This window comes from Streptomyces sp. NPDC052236, from assembly GCF_044548015.1.
In the GTDB taxonomy this organism is placed as follows: Bacteria; Actinomycetota; Actinomycetes; order Streptomycetales; family Streptomycetaceae; genus Streptomyces.
In genome coordinates this window covers 292,664-305,172 of record NZ_JBIUBL010000007.1, presented here as the reverse complement: position 1 = coordinate 305,172, position 12,509 = coordinate 292,664, and the positions used below count along the sequence as shown (strand labels likewise).

The following is a 12,509-nucleotide window of genomic DNA, read 5'->3' as shown; positions in this document are numbered from 1 at the left end:
ATACCATCGACATGGCTGATCCTCACCCATTGATCCCGATCCATGATCCTGAGATCCTGATCAACTCCACCGTCCCGGAAGGGGGCCGCTCGCGTGAGTGTGCTCGACGAGATCATCGAAGGCGTACGCGCCGACCTCGCAGAGCGGCAGGCGCGAGTCAGCCTTGACGAGCTCAAGCAGCGCGCCGCCAAGGCACCCGCGGCGAAGGACGGCGTCGCCGCACTGCGCGGCGAGGGCGTCACCGTCATCTGCGAGGTCAAGCGCTCCAGCCCGTCCAAGGGCGCGCTTGCCGCCATCGCGGACCCGGCGGCACTCGCCGCCGACTACGAGGCGGGCGGCGCGGCCGTCATCTCCGTACTGACTGAAGAGCGTCGCTTCGGCGGCTCGCTCGCCGACCTCGAAGCCGTCCGCGCCAGGGTCGACATCCCGCTGCTGCGCAAGGACTTCATCGTCACCGCGTACCAGCTGTGGGAGGCCCGTGCCTACGGCGCAGACCTGGTGCTGCTGATCGTGGCCGCCCTTGAGCAGGAGGCGCTGGTCTCGCTGATCGAGCGTGCCGAGTCGATCGGGCTCACCCCGCTCGTCGAGGTGCACGACGAGGACGAGGCCGAGCGTGCCGTCGCGGCCGGAGCGAAGATCATCGGCGTCAATGCCCGCGATCTGAAGACGCTCAAGGTCGACCGCTCCACCTTCGAGCGGGTCGTCCCCGAGATCCCGGCGCACATCGTCAAGGTCGCCGAATCGGGCGTACGCGGTCCGCACGACCTGATCGCCTACGCCAACGCGGGCGCCGACGCCGTGCTCGTGGGCGAGTCCCTGGTCACCGGCCGCGACCCGAAGTCGGCCGTCGCCGACCTGGTCGCCGCCGGCGCGCACCCGGCGCTGCGGCACGGCCGGAGCTGACCGACCGATGGCCGCCGCCACCGCCGACGCCTGCGCTGTCGCCCTGCCGGGCCGCCCGGCGGCGACGGCGTACGCGATCGTCGGCTTCGGCGGCGTCGGCCGTCCCGGTGGGGACCAGGCGGCGAGCGCCGTACGTGACCCGTACGCGCGCCTCGCCCGCGGCTGCAAGCCCCGCGGCTGCCGGGCCCCGGCCCGCAGGGTGCACGGCCGCCGCGTGCGGTACGTCATCGGCTCCGAGCCCGGCCAGGTCAACGGCATGCGATGGCGCGCCCGCGCCGCGCACCACCGCCGTTAACACGCTCTGACACGCCCTCGCGCGCCTTCGCACGACCGCGCACGCCCTGGCCGTGACAGACGTAGGCAAGGTGCTCGGCGTCCCGTGTCCCTTGCAGACCAGGCCCCCTTTCGAGGAGTACGTCGGATGTCTTCTGACTTCTTCATTCCCGACCCCGCAGGTCAAGTCCCCAACGCCGAGGGCTACTTCGGCGCGTTCGGCGGCAAGTTCATCCCCGAGGCGCTGGTCGCCGCGGTGGACGAGGTCGCCGTCGAGTACGACAAGGCCAAGTCCGACCCGGCCTTCATCGCCGAGCTCAACGACCTGATGGTCAATTACACCGGCCGCCCGAGCGCGCTCACCGAAGTGCCCCGGTTCGCCGAGCACGCCGGCGGCGCGCGGGTCTTCCTCAAGCGGGAGGACCTCAACCACACCGGCTCGCACAAGATCAACAACGTGCTGGGCCAGGCGCTGCTCACCCGGCGTATGGGCAAGACCCGGGTCATCGCCGAGACCGGCGCGGGCCAGCACGGCGTCGCGACCGCGACCGCCTGCGCCCTCTTCGGCCTCGAATGCACCATTTACATGGGCGAGATCGACACCGAGCGCCAGGCCCTGAACGTCGCCCGGATGCGAATGCTCGGCGCCGAGGTCATTCCGGTGACCTCCGGCAGCAGGACCCTGAAGGACGCGATCAATGAGGCGTTCCGGGACTGGGTCGCCAATGTGGACCGTACGCACTACCTCTTCGGCACGGTGGCCGGTCCGCACCCCTTCCCCGCGATGGTGCGCGACTTCCACCGCGTGATCGGCGTGGAGGCGCGCCGCCAGATCCTGGAGCGGGCCGGGCGGCTGCCGGACGCGGCCATCGCCTGCGTCGGCGGCGGGTCCAATGCCATCGGGCTGTTCCACGCGTTCATCCCGGACGCGTCCGTACGCCTGGTGGGCTGCGAGCCCGCGGGCCACGGCGTGGAGACCGGGGAGCACGCGGCCACCCTCACCGCGGGCGAGCCCGGCATCCTGCACGGTTCGCGGTCGTACGTCCTCCAGGACGAGGAGGGCCAGATCACCGAGCCCTATTCGATCTCGGCCGGACTCGACTACCCGGGCATCGGCCCCGAGCACGCGTATCTCAAGGAAACCGGGCGCGGAGAGTACCGGGCCGTGACCGACAAGGCCGCGATGGAGTCGCTGCGGCTGCTCTCCCGTACCGAAGGGATCATTCCGGCGATTGAGAGCGCACACGCGCTGGCCGGAGCCCTGGAGGTCGGCAAGGAGCTCGGCAAGGACGGGCTGATCCTCGTCAATCTGTCCGGCCGCGGCGACAAGGACATGGACACCGCTGCCCGCTACTTCGGGCTGTACGACGGCGAGGGGGACGCGAAGTGAGCGGCAACATCGAGCTGTTGAACACCACCTTGGCGCAGGCCAGGAGCGAGAACCGGGCGGCGCTCATCGCCTACCTCCCGGCCGGGTTCCCGTCCGTCGAGGGCGGGATCGCGGCTGTCAAGGCGGTGCTGGACGGCGGCGCGGACGTGATGGAGGTCGGGCTGCCGCACAGCGACCCGGTCCTGGACGGCCCGGTCATCCAGACCGCCGACGACATCGCGCTGCGCGGCGGCGTCAAGATCGCCGATGTGATGCGTACGGTCCGCGAGGCCCACCGGGCCACCGGCAAGCCGGTCCTCGTCATGACGTACTGGAACCCGATCGACCGGTACGGCGTCGAGCGCTTCACCGCCGAGCTTGCCGACGCGGGCGGCGCGGGCTGCATCCTGCCCGATCTGCCGGTGCAGGAGGCCGGAGTGTGGCGCGAGCATGCCGAGAAGCACGGCCTCGCCACGGTCTTCGTCGTCGCGCCGAGCAGCAAGGACGAGCGGCTGGCGAAGATCACGGCGGCCGGTTCCGGCTTTGTGTACGCGGCGTCGCTGATGGGCGTCACCGGCACCCGCGAGTCGGTGGGCGAGCAGGCCCAGGACCTGGTCCGGCGGACCAGGGCCACGACCGAGCTGCCGGTCTGTGTGGGCCTGGGGGTGTCCAACGTGGCGCAGGCGGCGCAGGTCGCCGGCTTCGCGGACGGGGTGATCGTCGGGACGGCGTTCGTCAAGCGGATGCTGGACGCGCCGGACGAGGCCGCAGGTCTTGAAGCGGTACGGGAACTGGCGGGCGACCTCGCCAAGGGGATGCGCCGGGGCGCGTAGCCGGTACGTGGCTCGTAGCTCGTACGGGTGGTTATGGGACCGGGGAGGCACGCGAGTGCCTCCCCGGTTCGTTTGTGGGTCGTGAGCGAGAAGAACAGTGGGATGCACCCAGAGCGAAACAAGTCCGCGCGCGAGCGGCTCCAGCAGGAGCGCGCCCGCGAGAAGAAGCGCGAGAAGCGCCGCCGGACGCTGATCGTGTCGGCGGCTGTGGTGGCCGTGATCGGCCTCGCCGCCGTGGTCGGCGTGATCGCCGCCAACGCCGGAAAGGACGACGGCGACTCCGAAACCGGTCCGCTGCTCGCGCCCTCGGGAGCGCAGGGCGAGGACCAGCTCGCGATCCCGGTGGGCGCGAGCGACGCGCCGTCCACGCTCACGGTGTGGGAGGACTTCCGCTGTCCGGCCTGCGCCCAGTTCGAGAACGGCCTGAGAGACACGATTCACGAACTGGAACAGGCGGGACAGATCAAGATCGAGTACCACCTCGCCACCATCATCGACGGGAACATGGGCGGCAGCGGCTCGCTGCGCGCGGCCAATGCGGCGGCGTGCGCGCAGGACGTCGGCAAGTTCGCCCCGTACCACGACGTTCTGTACCAGAACCAGCCGCCGGAGACACAGGACGCCTTCGGCGAGAACAGCAGGCTGATCGAGCTGGCGGGCAAGGTCGAGGGCCTGGACACGCCCGCGTTCCGCAGCTGTGTGGAGGAGGGCAGGCACGACGGCTGGGTGAACAAGTCGAACACCGCTTTCCAGGGCGGCGGCTTCAGCGGCACCCCGACCGTGCTGCTCAACGGAGAGCCCATTTTCCCGAAGAAGGGCTCCGAGCAGATCTCCGTCGCCAACTTCAAGAAGTGGATCGCGGAGGCGAACCAGGGCAAGAAGCCGGGCACCAAGAGGCCGACCCCGACCCCGACCGCCGCAAGCTCCTGATATATCGGGCTTTGTCGGCGTGGCTCGTTATCCACACGTTGCCGGGTGGGTTGCCGCGCGTCCCACCCGGCAGGGTAGCGTCGGTCCTGCCATGGAACTTGCCTACATTCCCAGCCCGTCGACCGGCGTGATCCATCTTGGACCGGTCCCACTGCGCGGCTATGCGCTCTGCATCATTCTCGGTGTCTTCGCGGCCGTCTGGTTCGGCAACAAGCGCTGGCTCGCACGGGGCGGCAAAGCCGGCACCGTGGCCGACATCGCCGTCTGGGCAGTGCCCTTCGGTCTTGTCGGCGGCCGGCTCTACCACGTGATCACCGACTACCAGCTGTACTTCAGCGAGGGTGAGAACTGGGTCGACGCCTTCAAGATCTGGGAAGGCGGCCTCGGTATCTGGGGCGCGATCGCGCTGGGCGCGGTCGGCGCCTGGATCGGCTGCCGCCGCCGCGGGATCCCGCTGCCCGCCTGGGCGGACACGCTCGCGCCCGCCATCGCCATCGCGCAGGCGATCGGCCGCTGGGGCAACTGGTTCAACCAGGAGCTGTACGGCAAGCCGACAGACCTGCCGTGGGCCGTCAAGATCACCGAGGGTGCGAACCGCGAGGCGGGCCTCTACCACCCGACGTTCCTGTACGAGTCGCTGTGGTGCATCGGCGTGGCCGTACTGGTCGTCTGGGCCGACCGGCGCTTCAAGCTCGGACACGGCCGGGCGTTCGCGCTGTATGTCGCGGCGTACTGCGTGGGCCGCGCCTGGATCGAGTACCTGCGGGTGGACGCGGCGCACGAGGTGCTGGGCCTGCGCCTCAATGTGTGGACCGCGATGGTCGTCTTCGTGCTGGCGGTCGTGTACATCGTGATCTCGGCGCGGGTACGGCCGGGACGCGAGGAAGTCGTGGAGCCGGAGAAGGCCGAGCCGGAAGGCGACGACACAGGCGAGGCGGCCGAAGCCACCGAGGACGCCAAGGACGCCGAGGACGCCGACGACGCCAAGGACGCCGACGACGCCAAGGACGCCAAAGCCGAAGAGGACACCGAGGCTGCCGAGGCCGCTTCGGAGGACAAGGCAGACGCGGAGTCGGCCAAGAAGGGCTGACCGCAGCATCACGCGAGGGAGCGACGAGGCCGCCGGGACCGAAGGTTCCCGGCGGCCTCGCGCTTTGTGTGTGTTTGTATGTGTGCCCCCTACGACGGCTCCCGCCGGGCGAGGGAGAGAGTGCGCCGAGCGGCGGCGACCACCGCCGCGTCGACGAAACGGCCGTCCGGCAGGGCGAGCGCGCCCTGGTCCGTGGCCGCCGCTTTGACGATCTCCTCCGCCGCCTCGATCTCCTCGCGCGTGGGGCGGAACGCGCGCTCGATGACCGGCAGCTGGCGCGGGTGGATGGCTGCCCGCCCCAGGAAACCCAGCGAGCGGCCGTGGGCGCACGAGGCGTAGAGAGCGTCCAGATCCCGGATGTCGGGGAAGACGGACTGTGTCGGCGGCGCGAGACCGGCCGCGCGGGCGGCGATCACGGTACGGGTGCGCGGCCAGTCCAGGCCCGCGCCGTCCCGTACCCCGAGGTCGGCCCGCAGGTCCGCTTCGCCGAGGGCGATGCCGTGGACGGCGGGGTGGGCGGTGGCGATCGCGTACGCGTGCTCGATCGCGAGCGCGGATTCGAGGAGTCCGTACAGGGGGACACCGGGGGCGCGGGCCGCGATCCGCTGAATGTCAGTGGCGTGTGCGACCTTGGGAATACGCAACGCACAGAGGCCCGGGAGTCCGGTGAGGGCCTCGATGTCATGGGGGGTGTTGATGCGGACATGGACAGGGAGCGGTTGGAGGGACGAGAGAAGTTCGGCGGTGGCGGCCAGTGCGTAGTCCTTGCGGCCCGGGGACACCGCGTCCTCCAGGTCGACGATCACGGCGTCCGCGCCGGATGCCAGGGCCTTGTGCACGACCTCGGGGCGGTCGCCGGGGGCGTACAGCAGGGTGAGGGGCGTGGTCATAGGGCGCCTTGGGTGCGCAGTGCGGCGATATCGGCCCGGGACAGGCCCAGTTCGGTGAGGACCGTGTCCGTGTCGGCGCCGTGCGGCCGGCCCGCCCAGCGGATGGCGCCGGGGGTGTGGGACAGGCGGAAGAGGACGTTCTGCATGCGCAGGGGCCCGAGTTCGGGGTCGGGGACCTCGGTGATGGTGTCCAGCGCCCGGTATTGGGGGTCTGCCATGACGTCGCGAATATCGTAGATCGGAGCGATCGCCGCTTCGGCCTTCTCGAACGCGGCCAGGGCTTCATCGCGGGTGTGGCGGGCGATCCAGCCGCCGACCGCCTCGTCCAGTACGTCCGTGTGCTCGGCGCGGCCCGTGCCGGTGGCGAACCACGGCTCATCGATCAGGTCCGGGCGGCCCACCAGGTGCATCACGCGTTCGGCGATGGACTGGGCGGAGGTGGAGACGGCCAGCCAGGAGCCGTCGGCCGTGCGGTAGGTGTTACGGGGAGCGTTGTTGCGGGAGCGGTTGCCGGTGCGCTGCTGGACGTAGCCGAGCTGGTCGTACCAGAGTGGCTGCGGGCCGAGGACGGTCAGAATCGGCTCGATGATCGCCATGTCGACCACTTGGCCGCGCCCTGTCGTGGTGCGGCCGGTGAGCGCGGTCAGCACGGCGTACGCGGTGGCGAGAGCCGCGATCGAGTCGGCGAGGCCGAATGGCGGGAGGGTGGGCGGTCCTTCGGGTTCGCCGGTGATGGCGGCGAAGCCGCTCATCGCCTCGGCGAGGGTGCCGAAGCCGGGGCGATGGGAGTACGGGCCGAACTGACCGAAGCCGGTGACGCGGGCCAGGACGAGACGGGGGTTGACCGCGCTCAGCTCGTCCCAGCCGAGCCGCCACTTCTCCAGGGTGCCGGGGCGGAAGTTCTCGATGACCACATCGGCGGTGGCCGCGAGGCGCAGCAGGGTCTCGCGGCCACCGGCGGTGGACAGATCGAGGGTGACGGTGCGTTTGTTGCGGCCGAGCACTTTCCACCACAGGCCGACGCCGTCCTTGGCCGGGCCGTGGCCCCGGGAGGGGTCGGGGCGGGTGGGGTGCTCGACCTTGATGACCTCCGCGCCGAAGTCGCCGAGCATGGTGGCGGCGAGGGGGCCCGCGAAGAGGGTGGCCAGGTCGAGGACGCGCAGTCCGCCCAGGGGAGCGCTGATGGGTGTCATGAGGCGCCGGTTTCCGTGGCGTCGATTTCCGTGCGGTACGGCATGGAGGTGGAGGCCCCGTGGCGCTGGACGCACAGGGCCGCGGCGGTCGATGCCCAGGTGAGGGCCTGCTGCATGGGCCTGCCCTCGCCGAGCGCGACGGCGAGGGCGCCGACGAAGGTGTCGCCCGCCGCCGTGGTGTCCACGGCCCTGACCCTGGGGGCGGGGACGGCGAAGGGCTCGGTCTCCCGGCTCGCGTACAGGCAGCCGGCGGCGCCGAGCGTGATCACGACCTCGGGGACCTGAAGCAGCAGGGCCTCGGCTGCGATGTGCGGGTCGGCGACACCGGCGAGGATCGCCGCCTCGTGCTCATTGGGGACCAGCAGATCGGTGACGGCGAGGAGTTCGGGAGGGAGGGGCTGGGCGGGTGCGGGGGTGAGCACGGTCCGTACGCCGTGGCGGCGGGCGGCTTCGGCGCCGTCGAGCACGGCGGTCAGGGGGAGTTCGAGTTGGAGGAGCAGCGAGTCGGCGGCGGCGATGCGGGCCTCGTCGCCGGGGGTGAGGGAGGTGACGGTGCCGTTCGCGCCGGGGATGACGACGATCGCGTTGCCGCCTTCGTGGTCGACGACGATATGCGCGGTGCCGGAAGGGCCTTCGGCCGTACGGAGATGCTCGGTGTCTACGCCGGAGGAGACGAGCGTCTGCCGGAGCCGTACGCCGAAGTCGTCCGAGCCGACCGCGCCGATCATCGCGACGTCGCCGCCGCTGCGGGCGGCGCGGGCGGCGGCGACGGCCTGGTTGGCGCCCTTGCCCCCCGGGATCGTACGGAACTCACGCCCCGTGACGGTCTCGCCGCGCTTCGGCGCGTGCGCGACGTACGCCACGAGGTCCATGTTGGTGCTGCCGAGCACCACGATGCCGGTCATGGGCGGAGTGCCTCCTGGTGCGTGAGGTGGGCGAGGGTGTCGAAGCCGATGGAGTCGAAACCGGCGACGGAGGTGGTGAGGCGGTTCTTCAGGGGCGCGGTCCAGCGGTCGGGGACGGCGTCCGGGTGCCCGGCGAGCAGCCCGGCGATGGACCCGGCGGTCGCGCCGTTGGAGTCGGTGTCCCAGCCGCCGGACACGGCCCGGCAGATGGAGCCGGAGAAGTCGCCGTCGGCGTGGGTGAGGGCGGCGGCGAGGAGGGCGGCGTTGGGGATGACGTGAACCCAGTGGTAGGTGCCGTAGGCGGCGTGGATGCGGTCGACCGCCTGCTCGAAGTCCTGCCCTCTGCTCGCCAGCGCCATGTCGATGCCGAAGCGGACGGCCCGGGCGAGGCGGGAGCGTGGCGGGACGACGGAGAGGCCGGTCCGCAGCGACTGGTGGACATCGCTCCGGCCGCCCGCCACGGCGGCGATGGTGGCCGCGATGAACATCTCGCCGTACAGGCCATTGGCGGTGTGGGTGAGCGAGGCGTCGCGGTACGCCTGTGCGGCGGCGGTCGCGGGGTCGCCCGGGTGGGTCCAGCCGTGGATGTCGGCGCGGATGGCCGCCCCGATCCATTCGCGGAAGGGGTTGTGGTGGCGGGCGGTGAGAGGGGGCTCGATCCCGGAGAGGAGGTTGCGGTAGGCGACGCGTTCGGCCGTGAAGGTACGGCCCGCCGGGAGCTCGTCCAGCCAGAGGCGGGCGAGGTGGTCGGTGGTGAAGGCCTTTGTGTGGCGCTGGAGGAGCAGCAGATTGAGGAGGGGATAGTTGAGGTCGTCGTCCTCGGGCATGCCGTCGATGTTCTCGGCGAGGGAGTTGGCCGCGCTGCGCCGGTTCCAGGGGTACGCGGCGGTGAGCTCGGCGGGCACGCCGGTGGCGGTGAACCAGGTGGTGAGGGGCCAGTTGCCGGTGGCGCGGGCGAGGTCGCGGATGGCGGTGAGGGGCAGCTTCTCGACGGGTTTGCCGAGCAGACACCCGGCGGCGCGGCCGAGCCAGGCGGCGTGGAGGGCGTGCGGGTAGTCCTTCCCCGGGTCGTGGCGCGGACCGGGCTGGGTCTGCCGGGTCGGCCGGGTCGGCCGGGTCGGCCAGGTGGGGCACGCGGCGATGATCGCGGGCAGGTCGGACGGTTCGTCGTTCGCCAACGGGGAGGACAGTAGGGCCAGTTCGTCCAGGAACTGTTCGGCCAGGGCCCGGAGTTCGGCGGGGGCCGGGTCGGGGGAGGCACCCGCGCGGGTGGGGGCGAGATGGCCGCCGACCGCCAGCCAGCGGGCGCGGATCTCGTGGGCGTCGCGGCCGTCCTCCGCCGCCTGGCGCAGTTCGTGGCCGAGCAGGTCCTCGGGCTGTACCCAGGTGAGGCGCAGGCCGCCGGTCATCGCGCCTCCGCCAAGGGCCCGGCCGCCCCTGTCGCGTCGGCCGCCCCGGTCGAGCCCTCTGCCCCGGCGTTTGCCTCTGCCCCGGCGTCCGTCTCCGCCAGGCGGGCGAACGCCGACTCGTGGGCGCGGCGGCGTTCCGTATCGCGGGCGAAGATCTCACGGGCCACCGCGGCCAGTTCCGCCGCCGGGGCCCGCAGATCGAGGCGGCTCGCCTCGGTGACCCGTTTCGACCAGTCCCGCGGGACGGCGGCCTCGCCGTACAGCGCACCCGCCAGCGCCCCGGCCATCGTCGCGATCGAGTCGCAGTCCCGGCCGTAATTGACCGAGCCCAGGACCGTACGGCAGTAGTCGCCCCCGCCCACCAGCAGCATCCCGAGTGCGATGGGGAGTTCCTCGATGGAGTGCAGCCGGGAGGGGCGGCGGGCGGCGAGGGACGGGGCGCGGTAGTCGGGGCCGACCGTGTCGAAGGGGGCCACCGCCGTACGAAGGGGTTCGAGGGCCGACTCGAAGTGCGAGTGGCGGGCGGCGACTTCCGTCACTGCCTCGATCGCCGCGCGCGTGCCGTCCTTGGCGAGGTGGAGCGCCGCGTCGACGACCGTGGTGGGCGTCGCGCCGGGGGCGCAGGCAGCGGCGACCGCCGCCGCGAAGACGCCCGCCGCCTCCCGGCCGTACGAGGACTGGTGCGCGCCCGCGATGTCGAGGGCCTCGGCGTAAGCGGCGGCCGGATGGGCCGCGTTGACCAGGCCCACCGGTGCCATGTACATCGCAGCGCCACAGTTGACGATATTGCCGACGCCCGCCTCACGCGGGTCGTTGTGCCCGTAGTGGAGGCGGGCGACGAGCCATTTCTCGGCGAGGAAGACGCGTTGGAGCGGGAGCGCCTCGGCTTCGAGCTCAGGGATCCAGCGGGGGTTCGAGATCAGGTCGGGGACCAGGTGGTCGGCGACGGCGTACGCGTCGAGGTGGTCGCGCACGGTCGCGTACACGCGGATCAGCGCGTGCGTCATCAGGGTGTCGTCGGTGATGTGGCCGTCGCCCTTGTGGTACGGCGCGATGGGGCGGGCGGTGCGCCAGGCGTCGCCGTCCCACGGGCCGACGACGCCCTGGACGCGGCCGCGGTGCCGTTTCACGATCTGCTCGGGGGAGTAGCCCTCGACCGGGCCGCCGAGCGCGTCGCCGACGGCTGCTCCGGTCAGGCTGCCGCTGATCCGTTCATCAAGTGTGGGTGTCGTCATGTCGGGATTGTCCACCCGTGGCGGTCAGTTCTGCGTGTGCGAGCAGCCCGGCGAGTTCCACGAGATCCGTACCGGCGAGCCGGGGGAGCGCGCAGCCCGCGAGGACGCGGCAGGCGTCGCGCCAGCTGACGGGTACGGCGTCGCCGCCGCCGAGTACGCCGGTCAGCGCGCCGGCCAGCGCGGGGGCGGAGTCGGCGACCCGGGAGAGGCAGACGGCCGCGGGTACGGCTTCGGCGACTCTGCCGCGGGCGGCGGTGGCGAGGGCGAGGGCGACCGGGACGGTCTCGGCGGCGGCGATGCCGTAGCTGTAGACGTGGTCCACGATCTGATGCTCAAGCAGGGGTACGAGGGCGAAGGCGCTGCTCGCGTCGCGGGCGAGTTTGACGGCGTGGTGGGCGTTGCGGCCGATCTCGGTGGCGTCGGGGAGCTCGGCGAGTGCGGTGTCGACGGCGGTGTCGACGGACGCGCCGCCGAGGGCCGCGGCGACGGCGGCGGCCATGGCGCGGGCGCCGTGCACCCCGTCCCCGTCCTGCGTGTAGCGCGCGTCGAACTCGGCGAGCGCGGCGGCGGCGGTGGGGTCGCCGGGGTGGGCGACGGCGAGGACGGCGGCGCGTACGCAGGCGGCGTCGTCGAAGTAGTGCGGGTTGTCGTGCCCGGTCGCGGGCGGACGCAGCCCGGCGGCGAGATTGCCGAGCCCGGCGCGTACGGAGATCCGGGCGCGGAGGTGGAGCACGGCGGACTCGACCTCGGGGGCGCGGTCGGCGGCGGCGGCGACCTCGCTGGCGAGGGAGTTCCAGGCGAGATCGACGGCGGCGCGGGTGCGGCGGGCCGGGGCGAGCCCGGAGAAGAGGTGCCCGGCGGCGGTGAGCACGGTCTCGGCGGCGAAGGCGGCCCATTCGGCGTCGTCGGAGGGGCCGAGGCGGAGGGGTTCGGGGGGCTGGTTGAGGGCGATGGGGACGGGGAGGGTGGTGGTGGAGTTCTGCTCGGCGAAGGTATCGAGCTCGCGGGTGAGGCGACGGGTCCACTCGGGCATCCGCGCGGCCCGATGCCGGGCGGCGGGCCACCCGGCGGCATCCCCTGCGGCGAGCCCGAGGAGCAGCCCTTCGATGGCCCGCACGGGCTGTTCGCGCGGTGCCTCGCGGTTTCGCGCCGGGGCGGGTGGCCTTGGGGCGGGGCGCGAGGGGGTGGCCGGTGGCTCGGGTGGGGGTTGTTTCCCCTCCCCGCCCCTTCCCGTAACTGGGGCGCCGGTCCCAGACCCCGGTGGTCTCGGCGCTGCGCGCGAGGGGGTGGGCTGTGCCCCGGGTTCCGCGCATGGGGTGCCCTGGCCTTCGTGGGAGCGGGTGGGCTCGCTGGGCCCAGCCCCGGAGGGGCCGGAGGGCCGGGCTCCGGGGCTCCGCGTGGCGCCGTCGGGTGCGGGCCCGGGCGCCACGGAGGGTCGGTCTCCGGGGCGCGGGCGGGTGGCGCCGTCGGGTGCGGGCC

General features: G+C 72.4%; 12 protein-coding genes. 6 read left to right on the top strand and 6 right to left on the bottom strand.

The annotated features are described in order from the left end of the window. The first annotated feature begins 93 nt into the window (after window positions 1-93). The 6 genes from trpC to lgt all read left to right on the top strand — a co-directional run bounded on the left by trpC (window position 94) and on the right by lgt (window position 5,398). Window positions 94-903 carry an indole-3-glycerol phosphate synthase TrpC gene (trpC, locus tag ACIHCQ_RS15180; RefSeq protein WP_399661968.1) on the top strand — a complete coding sequence of 270 codons (810 nt, stop codon included), beginning with the start codon at window positions 94-96 and terminating at the stop codon, window positions 901-903. 76 nt (window positions 904-979) lie between these two features. Continuing rightward, entirely contained in the window at window positions 980-1,198 is a 219-nt protein-coding gene (gene trpM, locus ACIHCQ_RS15175; protein ID WP_399662054.1) for a tryptophan biosynthesis modulator TrpM, read from the top strand. 126 nt (window positions 1,199-1,324) lie between these two features. Next, window positions 1,325-2,566, top strand: coding sequence for a tryptophan synthase subunit beta (gene trpB / locus ACIHCQ_RS15170; protein ID WP_399661966.1), 1,242 nt, complete (start codon window positions 1,325-1,327; stop codon window positions 2,564-2,566). Continuing rightward, window positions 2,563-3,378 (top strand): tryptophan synthase subunit alpha, encoded by an 816-nt coding sequence (gene trpA / locus ACIHCQ_RS15165; protein ID WP_399661965.1) that lies wholly within the window; start codon window positions 2,563-2,565, stop codon window positions 3,376-3,378. Before trpB ends, trpA begins: the two co-directional genes overlap by 4 nt. A 102-nt stretch (window positions 3,379-3,480) precedes the next feature. Continuing rightward, a complete protein-coding gene (locus tag ACIHCQ_RS15160; protein ID WP_399661963.1) occupies window positions 3,481-4,308 on the top strand; it encodes a thioredoxin domain-containing protein in 828 nt (275 codons plus the stop codon). A 91-nt stretch (window positions 4,309-4,399) separates the two neighbouring features. After that, entirely contained in the window at window positions 4,400-5,398 is a 999-nt protein-coding gene (lgt, locus tag ACIHCQ_RS15155) for a prolipoprotein diacylglyceryl transferase (protein ID WP_399661961.1), read from the top strand. A gap of 89 nt (window positions 5,399-5,487) precedes the next feature. On the opposite strand, the gene ACIHCQ_RS15150 is transcribed toward lgt, so the two are convergent. The 6 genes from ACIHCQ_RS15150 to ACIHCQ_RS15125 are packed head-to-tail and all read right to left on the bottom strand — an operon-like array spanning window position 5,488 to window position 12,147. Then, window positions 5,488-6,288: an HpcH/HpaI aldolase/citrate lyase family protein gene (locus tag ACIHCQ_RS15150; protein ID WP_399661958.1), complete on the bottom strand. Its 801-nt coding sequence runs from the start codon at window positions 6,286-6,288 to the stop codon at window positions 5,488-5,490. Continuing rightward, entirely contained in the window at window positions 6,285-7,481 is a 1,197-nt protein-coding gene (locus ACIHCQ_RS15145) for a CaiB/BaiF CoA transferase family protein (RefSeq protein WP_399661957.1), read from the bottom strand. The genes ACIHCQ_RS15150 and ACIHCQ_RS15145 overlap by 4 nt, the downstream gene beginning before the upstream one ends. Beyond that, a complete protein-coding gene (gene rbsK / locus ACIHCQ_RS15140; protein WP_399661956.1) occupies window positions 7,478-8,386 on the bottom strand; it encodes a ribokinase in 909 nt (302 codons plus the stop codon). Before rbsK ends, ACIHCQ_RS15145 begins: the two co-directional genes overlap by 4 nt. Then, window positions 8,383-9,795 carry an ADP-ribosylglycohydrolase family protein gene (locus ACIHCQ_RS15135; RefSeq protein WP_399661954.1) on the bottom strand — a complete coding sequence of 471 codons (1,413 nt, stop codon included), beginning with the start codon at window positions 9,793-9,795 and terminating at the stop codon, window positions 8,383-8,385. The genes rbsK and ACIHCQ_RS15135 overlap by 4 nt, the downstream gene beginning before the upstream one ends. Next, a complete protein-coding gene (locus ACIHCQ_RS15130; RefSeq protein WP_399661952.1) occupies window positions 9,792-11,030 on the bottom strand; it encodes an ADP-ribosylglycohydrolase family protein in 1,239 nt (412 codons plus the stop codon). Before ACIHCQ_RS15130 ends, ACIHCQ_RS15135 begins: the two co-directional genes overlap by 4 nt. Next, a complete protein-coding gene (locus ACIHCQ_RS15125) occupies window positions 11,011-12,147 on the bottom strand; it encodes an ADP-ribosylglycohydrolase family protein (protein WP_399661950.1) in 1,137 nt (378 codons plus the stop codon). Before ACIHCQ_RS15125 ends, ACIHCQ_RS15130 begins: the two co-directional genes overlap by 20 nt. Between the last annotated feature and the right edge of the window lie 362 nt (window positions 12,148-12,509).

Coding starts and splice junctions, on each gene's coding strand:
- trpB (WP_399661966.1), top strand. CDS start 1,325: ATGTCTTCTGACTTCTTCATTCCCGACCCCGCAGGTCAAGTCCCCAAC.
- ACIHCQ_RS15150 (WP_399661958.1), bottom strand. CDS start 6,288: ATGACCACGCCCCTCACCCTGCTGTACGCCCCCGGCGACCGCCCCGAG.
- lgt (WP_399661961.1), top strand. CDS start 4,400: ATGGAACTTGCCTACATTCCCAGCCCGTCGACCGGCGTGATCCATCTT.
- ACIHCQ_RS15160 (WP_399661963.1), top strand. CDS start 3,481: ATGCACCCAGAGCGAAACAAGTCCGCGCGCGAGCGGCTCCAGCAGGAG.
- ACIHCQ_RS15145 (WP_399661957.1), bottom strand. CDS start 7,481: ATGACACCCATCAGCGCTCCCCTGGGCGGACTGCGCGTCCTCGACCTG.
- rbsK (WP_399661956.1), bottom strand. CDS start 8,386: ATGACCGGCATCGTGGTGCTCGGCAGCACCAACATGGACCTCGTGGCG.
- ACIHCQ_RS15130 (WP_399661952.1), bottom strand. CDS start 11,030: ATGACGACACCCACACTTGATGAACGGATCAGCGGCAGCCTGACCGGA.
- ACIHCQ_RS15135 (WP_399661954.1), bottom strand. CDS start 9,795: ATGACCGGCGGCCTGCGCCTCACCTGGGTACAGCCCGAGGACCTGCTC.